The organism is Mycobacterium colombiense CECT 3035 (assembly GCF_002105755.1).
GTDB lineage: Bacteria > Actinomycetota > Actinomycetes > Mycobacteriales > Mycobacteriaceae > Mycobacterium > Mycobacterium colombiense.
In genome coordinates, this window is sequence record NZ_CP020821.1 from 1,349,423 (window position 1) to 1,371,826 (window position 22,404).

A 22,404-nucleotide genomic window follows, 5' to 3' on the forward strand; every position below is an offset into this window, starting at 1 on the left:
CACCGGCGGTGCGGAAGGACCCGATTTTCACCGGACCTCGATGCCGCTACTTGCCGCGCTTTTCGACTTCGAGCACCCGCTTGCGCAGCCCCTCGGTGGCCGTATCCATCAGGCTCTTGGCGCCCTTCTTGACCAGGAACCCGGGAACCGGCGCCACCAGGTCCACCATGAGCTCGAAGTGGACGCGGGTGGAGTCGCCTTCGGGGGTGAGCGTGTACCGACCTTCTTGAGCGCGTTGCTGTTTGGAGCTGACCAGGGTCCAGCCGACGCCGTCGTCGTGAACGGTGTACTCCAGCTCCTGTTCGTCACTGACGCCGACGAGTTTCACGACCTGCCGGGATCTGGTCGGGTGGTTCTGGTCGTCGCGCTCGAGCACTTCGACCTTCTTGTGGGCCGACGACCACTCGGGCAGCGACTCGATGTCGAACAGCACATCCTTGATCTCGTCGGGTGTCGCCTCGATGACGACTTCCCGGGAATCCGTGATAGCCATGTCCTGGGAAGTAGCCGGTGCGGCGCGGCTCGAAACCCAGCCGAACGACGCGTCAGGGGCTCGGCTGGGCAGCAGCCGGCCGGTGGGCTTACCTTCGGAGGGTATGCGTCTCGCCTGGGAACGACTGAGCAGCGGCGTGCAGCGCTGCCGGCTCCCGTTCTGCGACGTGACCGTCGGGCTGGTGTGGGGCAGCGGCGCGGCGTTGCTGGTCGACACCGGCACCACGCTCACCGAGGCGGCCGCGATCGACGCCGACGTCCGGCGGTTCGCCGGACGGACAGCGAGCCATATTGTCTTGACGCACAAGCACTTCGACCACGTACTCGGTTCGGGACTGTTCACCGGGGCGCGGGTGCACTGCGCCCCCGAGGTGGCCCAACACCTGTCCTCGGCAACCGGCCAGCTCCGCGAGGACGCCCTGCGGCATGGCGCCGACCCCGTCGAGGTGGACGCGGCGATCGCCGCGCTGCGGCCCGCGAACGGCGGCGGTCACGACGCCGTCGTCGACCTGGGGGACCGGACGGTGGCGATCGCCCACCTCGGTCGTGGCCACACCGCGTCGGACTTGGTGGTGGTCGCCCCCGGAAGGGACGGTGGCGAGCGGGTCGTGGTGTTCACCGGTGACTTGGTGGAGGAGTCCGCCGACCCCGCGATCGACGCCGACTCCGATGTCGCGGCCTGGCCCGCGACCCTGGACCGGCTGCTGGCGGTCGGCGGCCCCGACGCGATCTACGTCCCGGGCCATGGCGGCGTCGTCGACGCGGGCTTCGTCCGGCGCCAGCGGGACTGGCTGGCCCGCCGGGCGGCCGCAACGTGATCGACCCCGCACCGAAAAGCATTGTGTCCCAAGGCGTTGACGCCGTCCGCGAGCATGGCAACCCGGCGGACCCGCGTTGCGGGCGGGCAGCGGTGCGGGCCGGGCACCGCCCCCCAGCCGAAAAGCTCTCGCAAGTACAGGGCGCGGCAACAGTTTTGGCTCGAGTCCTTCGACCCCTGATTGAACTGCCGTTTCCGGGGATAGACTCACGTTCAGTGGAATCGTGTGCGAAGAGGAGCGTAAGACATGGCGATCATTGATAGGGACACGCAAGTCCGGCCATCGTTCGAGGACGAGGTCGCTGCCACGCAGCAGTACTTCGACGACCCGCGCTTTTCTCGCATCACCCGGCTGTTCACCGCCCGCCAGGTCGCGGAGCAGCGCGGCACCATCCCCACCGACTACACCGTCGCCCGCAACGCGGCGGCCGCCTTCTACGAGCGCCTGCGCGAGCTGTTCGCCGAGAAGAAGAGCATCACGACCTTCGGCCCGTACTCGCCCGGCCAGGCTGTCGCGATGAAGCGCATGGGCATCGAGGGGATCTATCTGGGCGGTTGGGCGACGTCCGCGAAGGGCTCCACCACCGAGGACCCCGGCCCCGACCTCGCCAGCTACCCCCTGAGTCAGGTGCCCGACGACGCCGCGGTGCTGGTGCGCGCGCTGCTGACCGCCGACCGCAACCAGCAGTACCAGCGCCTGAACATGAGCGAGCAGCAGCGGGCCACCGCCACGGAGTACGACTACCGGCCGTTCATCATCGCCGACGCCGACACCGGCCACGGCGGCGACCCGCACGTCCGCAACCTGATCCGCCGCTTCGTCGAGGTCGGCGTGCCCGGGTACCACATCGAGGACCAGCGCCCCGGCACCAAGAAGTGTGGCCACCAGGGCGGCAAGGTGCTGGTCCCGTCGGACGAGCAGATCAAGCGCCTCAACGCCGCGCGTTTCCAGCTCGACATCATGAAGGTGCCCGGCATCATCGTCGCCCGCACCGACGCCGAGGCGGCCAACCTGCTCGACAGCCGGGCCGACGAGCGCGACCAGCCCTTCCTGTTGGGCGCCACCAACCTGAACATCCCGTCGTACAAGTCGTGCTTCCTGGCGATGGTGCGCCGCTTCTACGAGCTGGGCGTCAAAGAGCTCAACGGTCACCTCCTCTACGCGCTGCCGGAGGGGGAGTACGCCGAGGCCACCGCCTGGCTGGAGCGGCAGGGCATCCAGGGCGTGATCTCCGACGCCGTCAACGCCTGGCGCGAGAACGGCCGGCAGTCGATCGACGACCTGTTCGACCAGGTCGAGTCCCGGTTCGTTTCGGCCTGGGAGGACGACGCCGGGCTGATGACGTACGGCGAGGCCGTGGCCGAGGTGCTCGAATTCGATGCGAGTGAGGGCGAGCCGGCCGACATGAGCGTCGACGAGTGGCGCGCCTTCGCGGCGCGCGCGTCGCTGTACTCCGCCAAGACCAAGGCGAAGGAGCTCGGCGTCGACCCCGGCTGGGACTGCGAGCTGTCCAAGACCCCCGAGGGCTACTACCAGATCCGCGGCGGTATCCCGTACGCCATCGCCAAGTCACTGGCGGCCGCGCCGTTCGCCGACATCCTCTGGATGGAGACCAAGACCGCCGACCTGGCCGACGCCAAGCAGTTCGCCGACGCCATCCACGCCGAGTTCCCCGACCAGATGCTGGCCTACAACCTGTCGCCGTCGTTCAACTGGGACACCACCGGCATGACCGACGAACAGATGAAGCAGTTCCCCGAGGAACTGGGCAAGATGGGCTTCGTCTTCAACTTCATCACCTACGGCGGACACCAGATCGACGGCGTCGCGGCCGAGGAGTTCGCCACCTCGCTGCAGCAAGACGGCATGCTGGCGCTGGCCCGGCTGCAGCGCAAGATGCGCCTGGTCGAATCGCCTTACCGCACACCGCAAACGCTGGTCGGCGGGCCGCGCAGCGACGCGGCGCTGACCGCCTCTTCCGGGCGCACCGCGACCACCAAGGCGATGGGCGAGGGCTCGACCCAGCACCAGCACCTGGTGCAGACCGAGGTGCCGAAGAAGCTGCTCGAGGAGTGGCTGGCGATGTGGAGCGAGAACTACAACCTCGGTGAGAAGCTCCGTGTGCAACTGCGGCCCCGGCGGGCCGGCTCGGACGTGCTGGAGCTGGGTATCTACGGCAACGACGACGAGCAGCTGGCCAACGTCGTCGTCGACCCGATCAAGGACCGGCACGGCCGCAGCATCCTCCAAGTGCGCGACCAGAACACCTTCGCCGAAAAGCTGCGGCAGAAGCGGCTGATGACGTTGATCCACCTCTGGCTGGTGCATCGCTTCAAGGCCGACGCGGTGATCTACGTGACGCCGACCGAGGACAACCAGTATCAGACCGAGAAGATGAAATCGCACGGCATCTTCAGCGAGGTCTACCAGGAGGTCGGCGAGATCATCGTCGCCGAGGTGAACCGGCCCCGCATCGCCGAGCTGCTGCAGCCCGACCGCGTCGCGCTGCGCAAGCTGATCACCAAGGAAAATTAGCCAGCCGGTCACCAGCGGCCGCCCCGTCGACCAACGCGGCGGCCGCTGACCGCTGCCATCCATCCAGGCCGGCACGCTTTTGCCGGTGATGCGCCACCCGGCTCGGGCCAGCCCGTCGCGCGCGCGGCCGGCGCGTGCCGTTTCGCCACCGTCCGCGATGCCAAAAATTTACCGTGCGAACAGTTGCACAAGTATATGATTTAGCTTGTAACAAACGTGCGTTCAATTTAACAAACGGCCGGAACAGAGAGGAGCGCCTGATGAGAACCCCGATCACGAAGGCGATCGCCGCGTTCGGTGGTGCGGCAGCGGTGGTTCTGGCGGTCGGAATCGGTGCCGGCGGTGTTAGCCCGACGGGCGACGCGCCGTCGGCGGCGACGCACCCGTCGCCCGGTGTCACGACGACACAGCCCGGCACACCCGCGCCGGGCGTGCACATCGCCACGCTCGCCGGTTGCATCCCGGGAGCCAACTGCTAGCCGATCACCATTCGCGATGGCCCGTCACACCGCTGTGATGGGCCACTTCGTCTGCCGCAATCTCGGCGCCGAAATCTGTTTGCACGGCGGCGGCCGGGGGTAAGAAAAGGTGGGCGGGGCGAAGTGACGCAAGTGCAGATTGGGGGATCCGATGAGATCTGGACCGAGGACGGCGGTCGCGCTGTTCGGCGGTGCGGCCATGCTCGTGCTGTCGGTCGCGTGCGGCGGCGGCCATAAAGGCGGCCCCAGCAGCACGACCACCCCGACGACTACCCCGTCGTCCAGCGTCGCGCCCACGACTGCACCCGGTGGCGGCGAGCCCGGCGGTCCGACCGGTGGCGGCGGCCCCGGCGGTGGCGGCGGCGGTGTGCCCGGCGGTCCGACCGGTGGCGGCGGCCCCGGCGGTGGCGGCGGCGGTGTGCCCGGCGGTCCGACCGGTGGCGGCGGCCCCGGCGGAGGCGGCGGCAGCATTCCCGGCGTCGGCGGTGGTGGCGGCGGACCGGGCGGTGGCGGCGGTTGTGTCGGCAACGTCTGCGGCGGCTACTGATCGCCGAGTCGCGTTGACCCCGCGCTGAAGCGCACCACACATACTTGTTTCGCTAGCCGGTGGGGCCGGGATTACCTGGCCCCATCGGCTGAACCCTTGTCTGGGCCTAGGGCCGAGCCCGCAATCCGAGTTATGGTTCTGGCCAACTCGGATGCAAGGGGACTTCAATGTCGAAGCTGCGGTTCGGATACTTCATCGCCCCGTTCCACCGCGCGGGTACCAACCCGACGCTGGCCCTGCAGCGGGATCTCGCGTTCGTCGAGCACCTCGACGCCCTCGGCTTCGACGAGGTGTGGCTGGGTGAACACCATTCGGCCGGCAGCGAAATCATCAGTTCCCCAGAGATTTTCATCGCGGCGGCCGCCGAACGGGCTAAGCGCATCCGATTCGGCACCGGGGTCATTTCGCTGTCCTATCACAACCCACTCTGGGTCGCCGACCGCCTGATGCTGCTGGATCACCTGACGCACGGCCGCATCATCGGCGGCATGGGTCCCGGCTCGCTGCCCAGCGACTCGTCGATGATCGGACTCACCCCCACCGACACGCGAGAGCTGCTGGAGACCAACCTCGACATCGTCGTGCGGTTGCTGGCGGGCGAGACGGTCAGCGCCAAGACCGCAACCCACCAGCTCTTCGACGCCAAGCTGCAGCTCGCCCCCTACTCCGACGGCGGGATCCCGCTGTCCGTCGCCGCGGTGGCCTCGCCGACGGGCGCGCGGCTGGCCGGCAAGCACGGCATCGGCCTGCTGTCCATCGGGGCGACGCTGACCGTCGAGGGTTTCAATGCGCTGTCCTACCACTGGGGCATCGTCGAGGAGCGTGCCGCGGCCTTCGGCACGCAGGTCGACCGCAAGAACTGGAGCCTGGTCGGCCTGTTCCACCTCGCCGAGACCGAGAAGCAGGCCCGCGAAGAGGTCAAGTTCGGCATCGAGCCGTGGTTCCGCTACTTCCAGAAGGTGGCCGCGTTCCCGCAGATGACGATGCCGGGGGAGCAGCTCGACGAAATGATCGACGTCATCAACGACAACGGGGCGGGCGTCATCGGCACGCCCGACCGGGCGCGCGAACAGGTACAGCGGTTATGGGATCAGTCCGGCGGTTTCGGCTGCATGCTGCAGATGGGCCACGAATGGGCCAACCCCGCCGCCACCCGGCGGTCCGCCGAATTGTTCGCCGCCGAGGTGATGCCGCACTTCCAGGGGCAGGCGCAGCCGACGCTGGACGCCGCCGCGCGCGCCGGCCAAGCCCGCGAGAACCTCGCGCAGTCGCAGTTGGACGCCGTGGCGCACATGACCAAGAAGTATCAGGATGAGGTCGACGCGAAGTAGCGTCTTCTCCGCAGCCACCCGAATTCCCTTGGCGGCCCGCATAATTCGCCGGTATCCGGCGTGGATTCCGGCTGCGGCCGGGGCCGGCGGCCATCCCGCGGCCGCGCAGGTTTCACATCCAGGCGACAGCCGGGACCCAGGGGGCAGCTACGGACGCGGCGCATACCTGGAGGATGACCACCAACACCCCTCACCCCACGACCGCCGGCCGACGCCGCCGGCGATTACTACGCCTGTGTCTCGCGGGTGCCGCAGCCCTTGCCGTCCTGGCCTTCTACGGCGCGGCGCAGCCGCAGATCCGCGGGACCACCGCGGGATCCGGATCGGTACGCCTGATCGACGCGGCCTTGTCACCCCAGGCGCCGCCGGGCCTGACCGGCGGCGCCCTGGCGGCCGATGACGACGACGACCAGGCCCAACTGCAACAGCAGCTGAATCAGCAGCAGCTGCAGCAGTCCATGCAGCAGGCCGAGGAGCAAAACGAGCAGGCCCAGCAGCAGTTCAATCAGGACATGCAGCAGCAACAGACCTACGAGAACCAGTTCAACAACCCGTAAATCGTGAATCCAAGCGTGGCGGCCGCTGTGCGCGGTCGTCACGCGCCATGCCAGAACCTAGCGGCCGCCGGTGGATTCGCGCTCGGCCGCCTTCACCAGCCGGCCCGCGAAGAACCGGACCGCCCCGCCCATGGCGGCGCGCATCAGCGGGCCGGTCCCGCGAACGCCTTCGGTGAACGAGCCGGTCCAGCGGATGTCGGTGCCGCCCGACGCATTCGGCGTGAGGATTACCTCGCCGGCGTAGTCCTTCACCGGGGTGGCGGGGCCCACCAGCTTGTAGGCGTGGCGACGGTCCGGTTCGTACGCGACCGTCTCCTCCTGTACGTAGACCGGCCACATGCCCACCTTGCGGATCGCGCCCACGCCGCCCGGCGCCGGATCGCCCTGGCGAGCCCAACTCGAATGCATGACAATCGGCTTGGCCCACTGCGACCAGTTGGCGCCGTCGGCTACCAGCCGGAACACCGTCGCGGGGGATGCGCTGCTGGTGCGGGTGATTTCGAAAGAAAAGTTCCGGCCCGGCATGACGACTCCTGGTGGATAGCAGACGGACGGCGCTGGACGCCGCTCGCCGGTAGGCTACCGCCCACGCCGGGCGCCGGCCGGGCCGGGTGGATCGCCGCCGTCAGCCCGGCGATCGGACGCCTGCCGGAATCGGCGAATGCGCCCGCCGCTCTTGATGTTTGCCGTTTGCCGCAGGGGAGCGCCGTATCGGCTTGCCTAGACTGCAGCTATGGATCGCGGTTCCCGGCAGGACAGCCCAGGCGCCGCTGGCCTGCTTCGGATCGAGGACTGCCTGGACGCGGCCGGCCGGGTCGTGCTGCCGCCCGGGGTCAACCTGATCTCGCTCATCGACCGCAACATCGCCAACGTCGGCGACACCGTGGCGTATCGCTACCTCGACTACAGCCGATCGGCCGACGGGCACGCCGAAGAAGTGACGTGGGATCGGTTCGGCGTCCGGCTGCAGGCCATCGGCGCGCGCATCCAGCAAGTGGCCGGTCACGGTGAGCGGGTTGCGGTCCTCGCGCCGCAGGGCATCGACTACGTCGCGGGCTTCTACGCGGCGGTCAAGGCCGGAACCATCGCGGTGCCGTTGTTCGCCCCGGAACTGCCCGGGCACGCCGAACGGCTGGAGACGGCGCTGCGCGATTCGGAGCCCAGCGTCGTACTCACGACGACGCCCGCCCGGGAGGCGGTGGAGAAGTTCCTGGCCCGCCACCCGCGCCTGCGCCGGCCGCGGGTGATCGCCGTCGACCAGATACCCGATTCGGCGGGGGAGTCGTTCGTGCCCACCGAGCTTGGCATGGACGACGTCTCGCACCTGCAGTACACGTCGGGCTCGACCCGGCCGCCGGTCGGGGTCGAGATCACCCACCGCGCGGTGGGCACCAACCTGGTGCAGATGATCCTGTCGATCGACCTGCTGGACCGAAATACCCACGGCGTCAGCTGGTTACCGCTCTACCACGACATGGGCCTGTCGATGATCGGCTTCCCGGCCGTCTACGGCGGCCACTCCACGCTGATGTCTCCCACCGCATTCGTGCGCCGGCCACAGCGATGGATCCACGCCCTGTCCGACGGCTCGCGGCAGGGCAATGTCGTCACCGCCGCCCCGAACTTCGCCTACGAGTGGGCGGCGCAGCGCGGCCTGCCCGGCCGCGGTGCGGACGTCGACCTGCGCAACGTCGTGATGATCATCGGCTCCGAACCCGTCAGCATCGATGCGATCACGACCTTCAGCAAGGCGTTCGCGCCGTACGGATTGCCGCGGACGGCGTTCAAGCCGTCCTACGGCATCGCCGAGGGCACTTTGTTCGTCGCGACCATCGCCCCCGCCGCCGAGGCCACGGCGGTGTACTTCGACTCCGAACGGCTGGGCGCGGGACACGCGGTGCGCGTCGACCCGGACGATCCCAACGCCGTCGCGCAGGTGTCGTGCGGCCAGGTCGCGCGCAGCGCATGGGCCGTCATCGTCGACCCCGCCCGCGGATCCGAATTGCCGGACGGCGCGGTGGGCGAGATCTGGTTGCAGGGCAACAACGTCGGACGCGGCTACTGGGGGCTGCCGGACGAGACGCGGCGGGCCTTCGGCGCCGAGCTGCGATCGCGGCTCGCCGAGGGCAGCCACGCCGACGGCGCGGATCCGGACCGCTCCTGGCTGCGCACCGGCGACCTGGGCGTCTACCTGGACGGTGAGCTGTACGTGACGGGCCGGATCGCGGACCTGGTCACGATCGGCGGCCGCAACCACTATCCGCAACACATCGAGGCCACGGTCGCCGACGCCGCGGAGATCGTCCGGCGCGGATACGTGACGGCGTTTTCCGTGCCGGACGGCGATGACCCGGATGCCGCCCGGCTCGTCGTGATCGCCGAACGCGCCGCGGGCACCAGCCGTCAGGATCCGCAACCGGCGATCGAGGCGATCGGTGCCGCGGTCGCGCAGCGGCACGGCCTGACCGTCTGGGACGTGCGCCTGCTGCCGGCCGGGGCCATCCCGCGCACCACCAGCGGCAAGCTGGCCCGCCGGGCCTGCCGGGCGGAATACCTGGGGCGCACCCTGGGCGTCCGCTGACCCGGCGAACGCGCAAAAGGGCCTGCGCGCGAACGCGGCTGGCTAGTCTCCACTCGGAGGCGTGAGATGGTTCTCAAATTGCGGGTGTCACCCGATCTGATCGGCGGCGACGTGGACGCCGGCTATGGCAAGGTGGCCGACGCGTTCCGGGCGACCTTCCGCGACGGCGCCGAAGTCGGCGCGGCCGTCGCCGTCTACTGCGACGGCGTCAAGGTGGTCGACCTGTGGGGCGGCTACCGCAACGGGCTGACCAAGGATCCGTGGCAGGCCGACACGATGGTGAACATGTTCTCCACGACCAAAGGGGTCGCCGCCCTGGTCGTGGCGGTGGCGGCCGCGCGCGGGCTCATCTCCTACGACGCCAGGGTCGCCGACTACTGGCCGGAATTCGCGCAGGCCGGCAAGGGCGACGTCACCGTCCGCCAACTCCTGGCGCATCAGGCCGGAGTCTGCGCGCTCAAGCCGAAGCCGACGCTGGCCGACGTGGCCGATCCACGACGGTTGTCGCGGATCCTGGCGGCCCAGGTGCCGGCGTGGCGGCCGGGCACCCGGCACGGCTACCACGCGATCACGCTGGGCTGGTACGAGTCCGAGTTGATCCGCCGGACCGATCCGGCCGGCCGCACGCTGGGCAGGTTCCTGGCCGACGAGATCGTCGCCCCTACGGGGCTCGACCTGCACATCGGCCTGCCCGCTTCGGTCGACCGCGCCCGGGTCGCCCATATTCACAATTGGGCGCGCGCGGAAACGATGCTGCATCTGGGCGTCATGCCCGCCGGATTCGTGGGCGCGTCGCTGAATCCGGTCGGCCTGACGGCCCGCACCATCGCGGTCCCGCGCGGGGTCAACCCGTTCAACGGGGACTACAACCGTGACGACGTCCGGGCCGTCGAGATCCCGTCGGCCAACGGGATCGGCACCGCCCGGTCGGTGGCGCGGATGTACGGCAGCGCGGTGCGCGGCGGCGCCGAGGTGCCGCTGAGCACGGACGTCCTGAAGGCGCTGACGGCCCCGGCGGTTGCGCCGAGCCATGGCGCGCGCGACAAGGTGATGCACATCGACGTCGCGTATTCCCTCGGTTTCTGTAAGCCGGTGCCGCAGTTCACCTTCGGTTCGTCCGACCGGGCGTTCGGCACGCCGGGCTTCGGGGGTTCCTTCGGCTGCGCCGACCCCGATACCGGCGTCGGGTTCGCCTACGTCATGAATCGGCTCGGGTTTCACCTGTGGAGCGATCCGCGGGAACTGGCGTTGCGGCAGGCGTTGTTTCGCGATGTGCTCGGGGTGCGCCCGCAGAGTTGAGCCAACACCGGCCGGTGCGGGTGGCATCCTGGCCAGGTGGGTTTGATATTCCGGTTGGCGGAGCTGCTGATCTTGATCCTGCCGCTGACCGGCGCGATCGTCGCCGCGGTGCGCGCATTCGGCGCCTACCGCCGGCGCGCCGACGAGCGGGCGCGCGAAATCGACGCCACACCGGCAGCCGACGCGGCCACCGCGGACGGGGCGGGCGTGAACCAGGCGGCCCGGTGGCGCTCGATCCGCCGCGTCCTCGACGAGCACGCCCGCACGGACGGGCGCTGGCTGGAGTACGAACTCGACGTCGCCAAGCTGCTGGACTTCCCGCTGATGACCGACATGCGCGACGCCAACACGATCGCGTTCCACAAGGCCAAGCTGCGGGCCGACTTTCTGCGCCCCGTCAAGGCCGAGGACCTGCTCGACGACCGCGACGGCGCCGCGCGATACATGGCCGCCGTCGAGGACTACGTCACCGCGTTCGACGCCGCCGAGTCCGAGGCGATTCGCCGCCGCCGCACCGATTTCTCCCAGGCGGATCAGCAGCGAATCACGCGGGCGCAGAGCCTGTTACGGGTCGCGGCCGATCCCGGGGCGGCGCCACACGAACGCCAGCGCGCCTATGACGTGGCCCGCAGCGAACTCGACGGCCTGCTGGTGCTGCCGTCGGCCACACAGGCCAACCTCGAACGCGGGATCTCCGGCGAGCTGGAGCGATAGCCGGCCGCGCTAGGGGCAGGTGTAGCCGCCGTCGATCACGACGTCCGAACCGGTCATGTAGCTGGAAGCCTCGCTGGCCAGATAGACGTAGAGGCCGGTGAGCTCCTCGGGGCGCCCGATGCGCCCGAGCGGGATCTTCGGTTCCCACTGGCGGTGGTACTCGGTCAACGGCTCGACGAGCTCGGTGAGGATGTAGCCGGGGCTGACGCTGTTGACCCGAATGTTGTGCGGCGCGAACTCGACCGCCATGGCCTTGGTCAGGTGGATGACGGCCGCCTTGGAGGCGCAGTAGTGGCCGACCCGCTGCGGGACGTTGATGATGCTGCCCGACATCGACGCGGTGGTGATGATGGCGCCGCCGCGGCCCTGCGCCACCATCGCCCGGGCCGCCGCCTGCGCGGTCAGGAACACTCCGGTCACGTTGGTGTCCTGGATGCGCTGGAATTCTTCGGGCGACATGTCCAGCATCGGGACGACGTCGATGACGCCGGCGTTGCAGACCGCGACGTCGAGGCCGCCCAGCTCCGCGATCACCCGGTCGACCATTCCGGTCACCTGGTCGGGTTGGGTCACGTCGCACCGGATCGGCACCACCTTGCCGTCACCGTCGGCCGCCAGCTCGGCGGCGATGCGTTGCAGCGCCTCGACATTCCGCGCCGCGATGGCCACGTCGGCGCCGGCCTGCACGTAGGCCTGGGCCACCTTCCTGCCGATGCCGCTGGACGCCCCGGTGACCACCGCCCTCTTGCCGCGCAGGCCGAACAAGTCCATCACGTTCATCCGAGATCCCCGTTCATACGAGCCGCCCAAAACCGGAACACGTTCTAGTGTGTCCGCATGGGCAAATTCAGCAGGGCAGAAATCGACAACGCGGTCGATAACTACACCAAAGTCGTCGAAGGGTGCAGCGCTTCGGGCGACTGGCGGCCGTTTGCGGACCTCTTCACCGAGGACGTCGTCTACACCGAGCATCACTACGGCGTCTTCCACGGCCGCGAGGCGGTCCGTGACTGGATCGTCGCGGTGATGGCGCCGTTCCCGCACATGCGTTTTCCCAATGACTGGGTCGCTCACGACGAGGACAACGATGCCGTCGTCGTCATGATCAAGAACCTGCTCGATCACCCGACCGACCCGAGCGGCGAACCGTTCTGGTTTCCGAACTGGACCCGGCTGGTGTACGCCGGCGACGGGCTGTTCTCCAGCGAGGAGGACATTTACAACCCGGAGCGCGACGCTCCCGGCGTCGTTGCGGCGTGGATGCAGGCCGGCGGCCAGCTCGCCACGACCGACATCCTGCAGCCCGGCGCCTGACGTCGGGCAGCGATAGCGGTTGCGCGCGAACCGCTATCGGCGGCGCTGGCTGTTTTCTGGTCCGCCTAGGACATGCCGGAGGCGACCGTCCGCCCGCGGCGCCGCGACCGGACCCTGCCCAGCGCCTGCTCCCAGGCGAGCAGGGTCGTGGCTTTCACGTTCGCGGGCTTCACGCTGTCGCGGGACAGCAGCGCCGTCGCGGCGGCCTTGGTGGTCGCCGACGCCTTCGACATGTGGCCCGAGTCGAACGGCGGCTGCGGGTCGTATTCGAGCGCGAGCTGAATCGCCTTCGCGCGGAATTCGCCGGCGATCTGGCCGGCCAGCCACAGCGCGAGGTCGAGCCCGGCGGACACGCCCGCGCTGGTGACGACGTCATCGCAGTGCACGATCCGTTCGTCGGCCACGGGCACCGCGCCGAATGCCTTCAGCGCCGGGATCGTCAGCCAGTGCGACGTCGCCCGCCGGCCGTCCAGCAGGCCGGCGGCCGCAAGGATCACCGACCCCGAGCACACCGACGTCGTCCAGCTCGCGCCCTGGTGGGCCTGCCGCAGCCACTCGAGCAGCACGTCGTCACGGGCGTGTACGGGCGTCGACGGGCCCCCGGGCACGAGAACCACGTCGGGGGAGGGGGTTTCGGCCAGCGAGTGGGTGGCGCCGATCACCAGCACGCCGGAGTCCGCGGTGATCGGTCCGGCTTGGTGCCACACGAAGCGCACCTCGGCGCCCGGCAGGTTGCGCAGCACCTCGTAGGGACCGATCATGTCCAGCGCGGTGAATCCCGGATAGGCCACCATGGCGATTTGGGTCATCGGAGTCGTCCTTTCGATGTCAGGCGAAGGCCTTGCGGTATTGGTCGGGCGAAATGCCAACGCGGCGAAGGAAATTGCGGCGCATGGTTTCCGCGGTGCCGAAGCCGCACCGAGCGGCGATGGCGACGACGGTGTCGTCGGTCTCCTCCAGCTGCCGGCGCGCGGCTTCGGTGCGGATGCGTTCGACGTATTGGCCTGGCGCCTCACCGATTTCGGCGGTGAACACCCGGGTGAAGTGCCGCGGGCTCATCGCGGCGCGGCGAGCCAGCTCGTCGATGCTGTGCGGTCGTCCCGGTTCGGCCTCGATCGCCTCCTGCACCTCGCGGATGGAGTCCCGTCTGGCGCGCGGCATCCACACCGGCGCGGCGAACTGCGTCTGGCCGCCCGGCCGGCGCAGATACAGCACGAGCCAGCGGGCGACCGTCTGCGCGAGCTCGGTGCCGTGGTCGTCTTCGATCAGCGCGAGCGTCAGGTCGATGCCCGCGGTGACGCCCGCGGCGGTCCACAGGGTGTCCGAGCTGCGCACGAAGATCGGGTCGGCATCGACGTCGACGGCGGGATATTCGCTCGCCAACCGCTCGGCGAAGGCCCAGTGCGTGGTCACGCGGCGCCCGTCCAGCAGACCCGCCTCGGCGGCGAGAAACGCACCGGTGCACACCGTCACCACCCGGCGTGCGCGGGTGGCGACGGCCTTGGTCCAGGCGACCAGGTCGGCGTCGCGGCGCGCGGCGTCCACGCCGGCGCCGCCGGGCAGAACGACCGTGTCGATCGGGTCGCCCGGGTCCGGCAACGGGCTCGCCACGAAGGCCAGGCCGGTGGCCGTCTGCACCGGTTGGCCACCGACCGAGGCCATCGCGACCTCGTAGCCGCCGCCCGTCAACAGCGATGCGCCGGTGAACACGTCGTACGGTCCCACCACGTCCAGCGCCTGCACGCCGGGAAAACCGGCGATGACCACCTTGCGAGGCATGGATACAGTGTTGGACACGCCGGGTCCTGTCGTCTACGCCATGCATCCCACTGATTAGGACATGGGACCTGTGCGCACCCTGCCCCGAGGCGACCACAGCGGCCTTGGCAGACTGTTGCCCATGGCACAGATAACGTTGCGTGGAAACCCGATCAACACTGTCGGCGAGCTGCCTGCCGTCGGATCCAAAGCCCCGGCCTTCAGTCTGGTCGGCGGCGATCTGGCTCCGGTGAGCAGTGACCAATTCGGCGGTAAGCCGTTGGTGCTCAACATCTTTCCGTCCATCGACACGCCGGTGTGCGCCGCCAGCGTGCGCACCTTCAACGAGCGCGCCGCCGGCGGCGGGGCGACCGTGGTGAATGTCTCGAAGGACCTGCCGTTCGCGCAGGCGCGATTCTGTGGCGCCGAGGGCATCGAGAACGTCAAGAGCGGTTCGGCGTTCCGCGACAGCTTCGGTGAGGACTACGGGGTCACCATCACCGACGGCCCGATGGCCGGACTGCTGGCGCGGGCCATCGTGGTGATCGGCGCCGACGGCAACGTCGCCTACACCGAGCTGGTGCCCGAAATCGCCCAGGAGCCCAACTACGACGCGGCGCTGGCGGCGGCGGGCTGACCTCGGCGCCCGCCTCGGGCTAGGCCCGCTCGGGCCCGGCCCGGCCCACCCGTTTCGAGGTGGCCGCGAGCACCTCGCGGCAGCCTCGCCACATCTCGTTAATGATGTCGGCGGCCGGGGCAGATCCTGGATGCGCCCGGCCACCTGACCGGTGTTGGCGACGCTGGCGTCCAGGTCGCCGTCGAAATACAGGCGCTGCACCCGCTGTAGTGCCGCGGCGCCCGCTTCGGCGGACGTCGCGGCGTCGAGCCGCTCGGCGGCCGCGGTGCGGATGACGCGCATCATCCGCGTGCCGTCGAGGGGGAGCAGCACCGTGCCGGTCTCGTCGGCGTCGACGACCGCTTGCTTGAGGTTGCCGTGCACCGGCGAATCCGCCGAGGCCAGCAGCCGCGTGCCCATCTGCACCGCTTCGGCGCCGAGAACAAACGCGGCCGCCATCGACCGCGCGTCGCAGATCCCGCCGGCCGCCACGATCGGGATGTCGACGTGGGCCGCCACCAGCGGCAGCAGCACCATGGTCGACGCGCCGAACCGGTTCTTGAATCCGCCTCCCTCGACGCCCTCGACCACCAGCCCGTCCACCCCGGCGTCGACGGCCTTCTTCGCCGCGGCCAGCGTGCCCACCACGTGGAACACGGTGATGCCGGCGTCGTGCAGGCGTTCGGTGAACACCGATGGGCTGCCGGCCGAGGTGGTGACGAACCGAATGTCGTTGGCGACGAGCAGATCCAGCATCGCCGGGTCGCGGTTGAACAGCAACGCGATGTTCGCGCCGACGGCACCGCCGGTCAGCTCGCGCACCCGTCGCAGATCGGCCTTGCCCTGGTCCGAGGTGGTCTCGATGATGCCCAGGGCACCGGCGTTCGAGACCGCGGCGGCCAGTTGGGCGCCGGCGATGTAGGTCATCGGCGCCTGGATGATCGGGATGTCGATGCGCGCGAGCTCGCAGACCCGGTTGGGTGCGGGGCTCGGGCCACCGGCGGTCATCGGCCCCGCGGATCGATGAGGTCGCGGAAGCCCTCCGACCGGTGGACCGACGCGCCGAGGCTGCGCACTCGCTCGGTCAACGCCCGATCGGACGTCACGACGCGAATGTCGTGCGGCGCAGCGTCGGCCGCGACCAGCCGGACGATTTCGTCGTCGGCCGAATTCGCGGCCGCCCTGGGCGCGTGCGCAATCTCGACCACCGATGACGCGATGGCCGTCGACGGCGGCCGTTCAAAAACCACTGTCACCGTTTCTCCTTGACCCGACGCCCATCGATCCAGGCTTTCCACCAATGTGACCATCGCACCGTTGCGGTCTTTCCACCAGCCGTCGGGACGACTTCCGATCACATTCATGCCGTCGACGATCCAGCGCACAACCCACACCGTAAACGACCTGGCGCGAGCCATTGATTTTCGTTCGAGAAGCCATCCGTGGTTGATACGGTCACCGTCATGACCTCGATCGCCGACACCGAAGACAGGGTGATCGCGCTGGCCCGCGGTATGCGGGACCTGGTGCGCGCCGAAGCCGCCGAATCCGAGCGGATGCGCACCCTGACCCCGGCGATCGTCGACGCGATGTGGGCCGGCGGCCTGATGTCCGCGTTCAACCCGGTGGCCGCCGGCGGTGTCGAGCCGTCGTTCACCGAGATGATCGAAACCTGGATCGAAATGGCTTGGCAGGACGGGTCCTTCGGCTGGGTGGGCATCGCCAATCTGCCGTCGTCCTTCGCCGCGGCGGCCTACCTGCCCGACGAGGGCTTCGCCGAAGTGTTTACCGCGCACGACAACCGGGTCACCATGGGCGGCCAGTTCTTTCCCAACGGGCAAGGCGCCGCCGTCGACGGCGGCTACCGGGTGACCGGCGCGTGGAACTTCGGCTCGGGCACCGGTCACGCGCAATACGTTGCGGCCGGCTTCCTGCCGACGGACAACGGCGAGATGCGCTGGGTCAGTGAGGGTTTCCCGGAGATGCGGGTCGCCGTGATCCCACGCGAGGAGATCAGCTTCAACGACGGCTGGTTCGTGCAAGGGCTGAAGGGCACCGGCTCCTACGACTACAGCGCTTCGGACCTGTTCGTGCCCGAGAGCCGCACGTTCGAGCTGTTCGCGCGGCAGCCCTACCGGGGGACCTCGCCGGCCACCCGGATGGGGCTGATGCCCGTGACCGCCGCCGGGCACGCCTCGTGGGCGCTGGGCGTGGCCAGGAGCATGCTCGACGACGTCCAGGAGTTGGCCGCGACGAAGTTCCGGATGAGTGACATGGCGGCCCTGGCCAGCCGGCCCACCTTCCAGAAGGGGTTGGCGCATCACCGCGCGGCCTGGCGTGCGGCCCGGCTCCTGGTGCTCGACGCCTTCACCACCGCCGAGGCGGCGGTGGCGGCGGGGCGCGACCTCACGCCGGCGCTTCGCGCCGACATGCGCGTGGCCGCCGTCTACGCCACCGATGTGGCGCGCGGCTGCGCCGAGTGGGCCCACCTGGTCGCCGGGACCAGCTCGATCCGCGAGGGCAGCCGGCTCGAGCGTGCCTTCCGGGACATCTACACCGGAACACAGCACGCCTTCATCAGCGAGAAGGTCGCCATCGACGTCGCCCAGATCTGGCTGGGCATCATCGACGACCAGCCCGGCTTGTGAGTCGCTGAACCACAGCCGCATCGGCTCCACCGAGCGAGCACAACGCGCAAAACCCCGTAATCGTCGGTTATCCCGACTATCGCCTACAAGCGCGACACCGCTGCGGGCGCGCCGTAACTTCGGTTTCACCGAAAACCGAATACGCCGACCGGCCGCAGCGTGAAATCCCTTCCGCGATAGCACTTTGCGGGCTCGGCGCCGCGCAAGATCGGCATTGCAGAGAACAGGATTCAGACATGGTCACGCTGGGCAAGATCACCGGATGGCAGCCACCGGCCGGTTCAGTCACCACCTGGATGGCCTCACCCGCGGCGCGGGCAGCGGCACGGAACGCTCCGCGAAGCGATCCGCCGCCGAGCTACCAGCGGGCCCGGCACCTGCGCACCGCCTACGATGCCGCGGCAACGGGCAGGCAGCTTCCGCGGCTGATGGTGGTGGCGTGGGATGTCCCCGGCGTGTGCGACGTCGCGGCCATGACGGCGACGATCAATACGCACGTCCGCCGGCATGACACCTACCACGATGCGTTCGAATTCGCCGACGGCGTCGTCGTCCGCCGGACCATCGACGACCCAGGGGTCATCGACTTCGCCCCAATGGAATTCGGGTACCTGACACCGGAGGAAATCCGCGAGCACGCGTTGACGACGACACCGGGCACGCTCGAGTGGGACTGCTTCACGTTCGGCATCGTCCAGCACACCGACCACTTCTCCTTCTACGCCAGCGTCGACCATCTCCACATCGACGGCATGTCCGCCGGCCTGATCTTCTTCGACATCCATTTGACGTACCAGGCCATCGCGAACGGAGCCGCGGGGCCGGCCATTTTTCCGCAGACCGCCAGCTATCACGGCTACACCCGACGCCAGCACGACAAGCTGGCGGGGCTGACCCTGGCGTCCCCCGAGGTCGAGGCCTGGGTCGAGTTCGCCCGCGACACCGCGGGCGAGTGGCCGAGCTTCCCGCTTCCCCTGGGCGCGAACGAGGTCGACACCGCGGGCGACTTCGTGACCGTCGACCTGCTGGACGCCGCCCAGACGGAGTCGTTCGATACCGCCTGCCACGCGGCAGGGGCCCGGTTCAGCGGGGGAGTCCTGGCGTGCGCCGCGTTGACCGAGCACGAGTTGACGGGCGACGACACGTTTCACGGTTTCACGCCGTACGACACGCGGACGCCGGCACTGGACTCGATGACCGTGGGCTGGTTCGCCAGCCTCATCCCGGTCACCGTGCCGACCGTCGCCGGCTCCTTCCCGGAGGCGGCGCGGGCCGCCCAGGAATCCTTCGACGGCGCCAGGCATCTCGCCGCCGTCCCGCTCGACCGGGCCATCGAGTTGGCCGACCCGCGTGGAGTGTGGATCCAGCCGCCCACCGCCCGCGCGATGATGGTGTCGTTCATCGACTTCCGCGCCGTGCCCGCCGCGGACCTGCTGGACGCCAACAACTTCGGAACCTACGCCGACAACCTGTCGCACGGCGGGATCAACCTGTGGATCAACCGCCACGCCGACAAGACCACGGCCACCATCTCGTTCCCGGACAACGCCGAGGCGCGCGCGTCGGTGCAGCACTACCTCGAGGCGCTGATCCGGTCGTTCGCCCGGGCAGTCAAGACCACCTCCGACTGGGTGGATGCGGTTGCCGCGCATGCGAACTGCGGCCACCGCACAGCCATCAACGCCTAACACCGAAGGGAGACCGAGGAACATGGACAACGTACTCGACCTGGTCGACGACACCTTCTTCCGCGTCGAGCGGGCGGCCGGCGTCACCAACGTGATTCAGTGCATCTGGGTGTACGACCGGGCCGTCGACATCGACGGCCTGCGCCGGTTCCACCGCCACCTCCAGCGCGGCCGGTTGTCGCGGCGCATCGAACGCTCGCCCCTGCCGTTCGGGCGCCACCGCTGGGTCGCGCCCGCCGATCAGCCGGCGATCGAGTTCGTCGAAACCGCCCGGCCGCGCGCGGAATTCGACGACTGGTGCGATGAGCAGTCCAACACCCGGCTGGACGCCGAAAGCGGACCGGGATGGCACCTCGCGGTGCTGCCGTTCACCGATGGCGGCGCCGGGATCAGCGTGATCGCCTCGCACTGCCTCACCGACGCCGTCGGCCTGTGCCAGGCCCTGGCCGCCGCGGCCGCCGGTGACGACAGCGCGGTCGACTGGCCCGCCGCCGGGTCCCGCGGGCGCTGGCGGGCGCTGCGCGACGACGCCCGCCAAACCGCGCGCGACATCCCCGCGATCGGGCGCGCCGCCGTCGCCGCCGCACGTTTCCTTCGCGACGGCGCCCCGCCGCACCGGCTGCCGCGACGCCGCCCCTCGCCGCCGCCGTCGACGAGAACATCACGCTCCCGGCGGCGACCTTCTTCGTCGACGCCGGCGACTGGGACGCCCGCGCCCACTGTCTGGGCGGAACCGGCAACGGGTTGTTCGTCGCGTTGGCGGCCCGCCTCGCCCAGCGGGTCGGGCGCGTGGGAGCGGACGGTTCGGTTGCGGTGACGATGGCCGTCAACGAGCGCACCGACGGCGACACCCGCGCCAACGCCATCACCAACGTCGACTTCACGGTGGACCCCGGCCCGGCGGCCATGGACCTGAGCGGGATTCGCGCCGCGACCAAGCGGGCGCTGGTCCGCTCGCAGCACGAGCCCGACGCACGATGGACCCTGCTGCCGCTGATGCCGCTGATACCCGAACGACTCGGCAAGCGATGGGTCGGTGCCGCCACCAACAGCGCGGCCACCGTCGGCTCGTCCAACATCGGCGCGGTCGACCCCGCCACGAATCGCCCGGACGGCAGCGACGCCGATCACTTCGCCATCCGGTCGCTGAGTGCGCGCATGACCACCGGCGTCATGCGCCAGCTCGGCGGCCTGCTGTCCCTGCTCTCGGGAAGGGTGAACGGACGGGTTTTCGTCTCGGTGGTCTGCTACAACCCGGCCGGCGTCAACTCCGGCCACGCCCTGCGGCAATGCATTTCGAGCGTGCTGGACGAATTCTCACTCGCGTCGACCCTGGGCTGGCCGTGCGCCGATCCGGTCCGCGGGCGGTGAGCACAATGCGCACAATCAAGCCGATCGCCGCTAATTCCGACTAACGCCCACAAGCGTGACACCGCGGCCGTCCCCACCCTACGTTGAATCTCAATCGAACCACCCAATGCCGTTCGCCCCCATGGCAACTGGCTCAGGCAAAGGACTCTGCGACATGGACAACGTTCTCGATTTGGTCGACCAGACCTTCTTTCGCCTCGGGGCGGCGGCCGGCGTCGGTCAGAACGTCTGGGTGTACAACCGCGAGGTCGACCTCGATGGTCTGCGCCGCTTTCATCGCCATCTGCAGCAGGGCCGGCTGGCACGTCGCATCGAACGCTCACCGCTGCGGTTCGGCCGGCATCGCTGGGTCGCGCCGAGCGATCGCGACGGGCTCGAGATCGCGGCGCCCCGTCCGCGCGCGGAGTTCGACGCCTGGCTGGGCGAGCAGGCCGGCATCCCCCTGGACGCCGAGCGGGGGCCCGGATGGCACCTCGCGGTGCTCCCGTTCACCGACGGCGGCGCCGGGGTGAGCTTCGTCGTCACGCATTGCCTCACCGACGGCATCGGAGGGTGCCTGGCCCTCGTGGAAGCGGCGTGCGGCTACGACCACCCGATGGACGTGCCCGCCGCCGGGTCGCGCCCGCGGGGGCGGGCACTGCGCGAAGACGCCCGCCAGACCGCACGCGACCTCCCCGCCATCCGGCGAGCCGTGAGTGCCGCGGTCGGCGCGGCGCGATCGGCGCGGCGCGACCGCCGCGCCGCCGGATCGGTGACCCGGCCCCTTTCTCAGGCCCGTCCCGCGCTGTCGATCGCCGGAGCCGACGACATCGTCACGATTCCGACGGCGGCCTTCTTTCTGGACGCGGACGAGTGGGACGCGCGCGCAGCCTCACTCGGCGGGACCAGCAACACGCTGCTCGCGGGAGTGGCGGCCCGGCTCGCCCAACGGGTGGGACGAATCGGCCCGGACGGTTCGGTCGCCCTGGCGCTCCCCGTCAGCGAGCGAACCGCCGACGACACCCGCGCCAACGCCGTCACGATGGTCGACATCAGCGTCGACCCGGCACCCGCGGCGACGGACCTGCGCGACATCCGCGCCACGACCAAGCAGGCGCTGATCCGCCACCGGGAGGTGCCCGACGAGCGCCGCACATTGCTGCCGCTGGTGCCCCTGCTGCCCGAGCGGCTGATCAAGAAAATGGTCGGCGTGGCCACGGGCGGCGCGACGAACGTCGTGGTCGCCTCCAACATCGGCGCGGCCCCGCCGGCGGCCAACCGGCCGGACGGCACCGACGCCGACTACGTCGCGCTGCTGTCTCGCTACCCGGGCCTGACCCGGGCGATGATGGACCAGCTCGGCGGCCTGATGGTGGTGCACTCCGCGACGGTGCACCGCCAGGTCTTCATCTCGGTGCTCGCCTATCAGCCGGGCCGGCTGACTTCGAATGACGGTTTGCGACAGCACGTTTCGAGCGCCCTGGACGACTTCTCGCTCACCGCCACCACCGGCTGGAGCGCGATGAACCGGTCGCCGGCGGCGCGGTAGACGGCGCCGAAAGCCGCCGATTCCGCGGGTGAGCACAATGCGCGAAACCGGGGAATCGCGGCTAAGCCCCACTATCAAGCACAAGCGCGACGGGCGGCGCCCGGCGCCATACGGTGAATCCAAGCGAG

Annotated in this window: 20 protein-coding genes and 2 pseudogenes; 15 read left to right on the plus strand and 7 right to left on the minus strand. The window is 69.6% G+C overall.

The annotated features are described in order from the left end of the window. Positions 1 to 46: 46 nt before the first annotated feature. Complete coding sequence (locus B9D87_RS06275; RefSeq protein WP_007771222.1) at positions 47 to 493, minus strand: SRPBCC family protein; 447 nt, start codon at positions 491 to 493, stop codon at positions 47 to 49. Between the two features lie 103 nt (positions 494 to 596). Between B9D87_RS06275 and B9D87_RS06280 the strand changes: the two genes are divergently transcribed. From B9D87_RS06280 to B9D87_RS06305, 6 genes are all read left to right on the plus strand, one after another. Beyond that, positions 597 to 1,310, plus strand: coding sequence for an MBL fold metallo-hydrolase (locus B9D87_RS06280; protein ID WP_040629845.1), 714 nt, complete (start codon positions 597 to 599; stop codon positions 1,308 to 1,310). 246 nt (positions 1,311 to 1,556) lie between these two features. Beyond that, positions 1,557 to 3,845 carry an isocitrate lyase ICL2 gene (gene aceA, locus B9D87_RS06285; RefSeq protein ID WP_007771220.1) on the plus strand — a complete coding sequence of 763 codons (2,289 nt, stop codon included), beginning with the start codon at positions 1,557 to 1,559 and terminating at the stop codon, positions 3,843 to 3,845. 260 nt (positions 3,846 to 4,105) lie between these two features. After that, positions 4,106 to 4,324: a hypothetical protein gene (locus tag B9D87_RS06290; protein ID WP_007771219.1), complete on the plus strand. Its 219-nt coding sequence runs from the start codon at positions 4,106 to 4,108 to the stop codon at positions 4,322 to 4,324. Between the two features lie 151 nt (positions 4,325 to 4,475). After that, the gene (locus B9D87_RS26975) at positions 4,476 to 4,871 is read left to right on the plus strand and encodes a hypothetical protein (protein WP_007771218.1); all 396 of its coding nucleotides are present in this window, start codon (positions 4,476 to 4,478) and stop codon (positions 4,869 to 4,871) included. Positions 4,872 to 5,038: 167 nt separating this feature from the next. Beyond that, positions 5,039 to 6,202 carry an LLM class flavin-dependent oxidoreductase gene (locus B9D87_RS06300; protein ID WP_007771217.1) on the plus strand — a complete coding sequence of 388 codons (1,164 nt, stop codon included), beginning with the start codon at positions 5,039 to 5,041 and terminating at the stop codon, positions 6,200 to 6,202. 173 nt (positions 6,203 to 6,375) lie between these two features. Continuing rightward, positions 6,376 to 6,759, plus strand: coding sequence for a hypothetical protein (locus B9D87_RS06305; protein ID WP_007771216.1), 384 nt, complete (start codon positions 6,376 to 6,378; stop codon positions 6,757 to 6,759). 57 nt (positions 6,760 to 6,816) lie between these two features. Here B9D87_RS06305 and B9D87_RS06310 read toward each other — a convergent pair whose 3' ends face one another. Continuing rightward, positions 6,817 to 7,284, minus strand: coding sequence for an SRPBCC family protein (locus tag B9D87_RS06310; RefSeq protein WP_007771215.1), 468 nt, complete (start codon positions 7,282 to 7,284; stop codon positions 6,817 to 6,819). A 208-nt stretch (positions 7,285 to 7,492) separates the two neighbouring features. Here B9D87_RS06310 and B9D87_RS06315 point away from each other — a divergent pair, with 208 nt between their 5' ends. The 3 genes from B9D87_RS06315 to B9D87_RS06325 all read left to right on the plus strand — a co-directional run bounded on the left by B9D87_RS06315 (position 7,493) and on the right by B9D87_RS06325 (position 11,353). After that, complete coding sequence (locus B9D87_RS06315; protein ID WP_007771214.1) at positions 7,493 to 9,340, plus strand: fatty acyl-AMP ligase; 1,848 nt, start codon at positions 7,493 to 7,495, stop codon at positions 9,338 to 9,340. A gap of 66 nt (positions 9,341 to 9,406) precedes the next feature. Next, a complete protein-coding gene (locus B9D87_RS06320; protein ID WP_007771212.1) occupies positions 9,407 to 10,639 on the plus strand; it encodes an EstA family serine hydrolase in 1,233 nt (410 codons plus the stop codon). Between the two features lie 36 nt (positions 10,640 to 10,675). After that, positions 10,676 to 11,353 carry a hypothetical protein gene (locus B9D87_RS06325; RefSeq protein WP_040629843.1) on the plus strand — a complete coding sequence of 226 codons (678 nt, stop codon included), beginning with the start codon at positions 10,676 to 10,678 and terminating at the stop codon, positions 11,351 to 11,353. Positions 11,354 to 11,362: 9 nt separating this feature from the next. Here B9D87_RS06325 and B9D87_RS06330 read toward each other — a convergent pair whose 3' ends face one another. Next, a complete protein-coding gene (locus tag B9D87_RS06330; protein ID WP_007771209.1) occupies positions 11,363 to 12,133 on the minus strand; it encodes an SDR family oxidoreductase in 771 nt (256 codons plus the stop codon). Positions 12,134 to 12,190: 57 nt separating this feature from the next. Here B9D87_RS06330 and B9D87_RS06335 point away from each other — a divergent pair, with 57 nt between their 5' ends. Then, complete coding sequence (locus B9D87_RS06335; protein WP_007771208.1) at positions 12,191 to 12,667, plus strand: nuclear transport factor 2 family protein; 477 nt, start codon at positions 12,191 to 12,193, stop codon at positions 12,665 to 12,667. A gap of 65 nt (positions 12,668 to 12,732) precedes the next feature. Here B9D87_RS06335 and B9D87_RS06340 read toward each other — a convergent pair whose 3' ends face one another. Both B9D87_RS06340 and B9D87_RS06345 read right to left on the minus strand, forming a co-directional pair. Then, complete coding sequence (locus tag B9D87_RS06340) at positions 12,733 to 13,476, minus strand: DJ-1/PfpI family protein (RefSeq protein ID WP_007771207.1); 744 nt, start codon at positions 13,474 to 13,476, stop codon at positions 12,733 to 12,735. Positions 13,477 to 13,495: 19 nt separating this feature from the next. Beyond that, complete coding sequence (locus tag B9D87_RS06345) at positions 13,496 to 14,446, minus strand: GlxA family transcriptional regulator (RefSeq protein ID WP_007771206.1); 951 nt, start codon at positions 14,444 to 14,446, stop codon at positions 13,496 to 13,498. Positions 14,447 to 14,567: 121 nt separating this feature from the next. On the opposite strand from B9D87_RS06345, the gene tpx reads away from it, so the two are divergent. After that, complete coding sequence (gene tpx, locus B9D87_RS06350) at positions 14,568 to 15,062, plus strand: thiol peroxidase (protein ID WP_007771205.1); 495 nt, start codon at positions 14,568 to 14,570, stop codon at positions 15,060 to 15,062. 19 nt (positions 15,063 to 15,081) lie between these two features. Here tpx and B9D87_RS06355 read toward each other — a convergent pair. Both B9D87_RS06355 and B9D87_RS06360 read right to left on the minus strand, forming a co-directional pair. After that, positions 15,082 to 15,968: pseudogene (locus B9D87_RS06355) on the minus strand (NAD(P)H-dependent flavin oxidoreductase). 77 nt (positions 15,969 to 16,045) lie between these two features. Then, positions 16,046 to 16,426 carry an NYN domain-containing protein gene (locus B9D87_RS06360; RefSeq protein WP_040629841.1) on the minus strand — a complete coding sequence of 127 codons (381 nt, stop codon included), beginning with the start codon at positions 16,424 to 16,426 and terminating at the stop codon, positions 16,046 to 16,048. Between the two features lie 78 nt (positions 16,427 to 16,504). Between B9D87_RS06360 and B9D87_RS06365 the strand changes: the two genes are divergently transcribed. From B9D87_RS06365 to B9D87_RS06380, 4 genes and pseudogenes are all read left to right on the plus strand, one after another. Continuing rightward, entirely contained in the window at positions 16,505 to 17,689 is a 1,185-nt protein-coding gene (locus tag B9D87_RS06365) for an acyl-CoA dehydrogenase family protein (RefSeq protein WP_040630331.1), read from the plus strand. Between the two features lie 236 nt (positions 17,690 to 17,925). Next, positions 17,926 to 19,377 carry a condensation domain-containing protein gene (locus tag B9D87_RS06370; protein ID WP_007771199.1) on the plus strand — a complete coding sequence of 484 codons (1,452 nt, stop codon included), beginning with the start codon at positions 17,926 to 17,928 and terminating at the stop codon, positions 19,375 to 19,377. Between the two features lie 22 nt (positions 19,378 to 19,399). Continuing rightward, positions 19,400 to 20,748 (plus strand): annotated as a pseudogene (locus B9D87_RS06375) (hypothetical protein). Between the two features lie 154 nt (positions 20,749 to 20,902). Next, complete coding sequence (locus B9D87_RS06380; protein ID WP_007771196.1) at positions 20,903 to 22,276, plus strand: amino acid adenylation domain-containing protein; 1,374 nt, start codon at positions 20,903 to 20,905, stop codon at positions 22,274 to 22,276. The last annotated feature ends 128 nt before the right edge of the window (positions 22,277 to 22,404 follow it).

What these genes read in the sequence shown, in the direction of transcription:
- B9D87_RS06275 (WP_007771222.1), bottom strand. Translation starts at nt 493, where the DNA reads ATGGCTATCACGGATTCCCGGGAAGTCGTCATCGAGGCGACACCCGAC.
- B9D87_RS26975 (WP_007771218.1), top strand. Translation starts at nt 4,476, where the DNA reads ATGAGATCTGGACCGAGGACGGCGGTCGCGCTGTTCGGCGGTGCGGCC.
- B9D87_RS06345 (WP_007771206.1), bottom strand. Translation starts at nt 14,446, where the DNA reads ATGCCTCGCAAGGTGGTCATCGCCGGTTTTCCCGGCGTGCAGGCGCTG.
- B9D87_RS06300 (WP_007771217.1), top strand. Translation starts at nt 5,039, where the DNA reads ATGTCGAAGCTGCGGTTCGGATACTTCATCGCCCCGTTCCACCGCGCG.
- B9D87_RS06340 (WP_007771207.1), bottom strand. Translation starts at nt 13,476, where the DNA reads ATGACCCAAATCGCCATGGTGGCCTATCCGGGATTCACCGCGCTGGAC.
- B9D87_RS06290 (WP_007771219.1), top strand. Translation starts at nt 4,106, where the DNA reads ATGAGAACCCCGATCACGAAGGCGATCGCCGCGTTCGGTGGTGCGGCA.
- B9D87_RS06315 (WP_007771214.1), top strand. Translation starts at nt 7,493, where the DNA reads ATGGATCGCGGTTCCCGGCAGGACAGCCCAGGCGCCGCTGGCCTGCTT.
- tpx (WP_007771205.1), top strand. Translation starts at nt 14,568, where the DNA reads ATGGCACAGATAACGTTGCGTGGAAACCCGATCAACACTGTCGGCGAG.
- aceA (WP_007771220.1), top strand. Translation starts at nt 1,557, where the DNA reads ATGGCGATCATTGATAGGGACACGCAAGTCCGGCCATCGTTCGAGGAC.
- B9D87_RS06320 (WP_007771212.1), top strand. Translation starts at nt 9,407, where the DNA reads ATGGTTCTCAAATTGCGGGTGTCACCCGATCTGATCGGCGGCGACGTG.
- B9D87_RS06280 (WP_040629845.1), top strand. Translation starts at nt 597, where the DNA reads ATGCGTCTCGCCTGGGAACGACTGAGCAGCGGCGTGCAGCGCTGCCGG.
- B9D87_RS06335 (WP_007771208.1), top strand. Translation starts at nt 12,191, where the DNA reads ATGGGCAAATTCAGCAGGGCAGAAATCGACAACGCGGTCGATAACTAC.
- B9D87_RS06310 (WP_007771215.1), bottom strand. Translation starts at nt 7,284, where the DNA reads ATGCCGGGCCGGAACTTTTCTTTCGAAATCACCCGCACCAGCAGCGCA.
- B9D87_RS06370 (WP_007771199.1), top strand. Translation starts at nt 17,926, where the DNA reads ATGGTCACGCTGGGCAAGATCACCGGATGGCAGCCACCGGCCGGTTCA.
- B9D87_RS06305 (WP_007771216.1), top strand. Translation starts at nt 6,376, where the DNA reads ATGACCACCAACACCCCTCACCCCACGACCGCCGGCCGACGCCGCCGG.
- B9D87_RS06365 (WP_040630331.1), top strand. Translation starts at nt 16,505, where the DNA reads ATGACCTCGATCGCCGACACCGAAGACAGGGTGATCGCGCTGGCCCGC.
- B9D87_RS06380 (WP_007771196.1), top strand. Translation starts at nt 20,903, where the DNA reads ATGGACAACGTTCTCGATTTGGTCGACCAGACCTTCTTTCGCCTCGGG.
- B9D87_RS06330 (WP_007771209.1), bottom strand. Translation starts at nt 12,133, where the DNA reads ATGAACGTGATGGACTTGTTCGGCCTGCGCGGCAAGAGGGCGGTGGTC.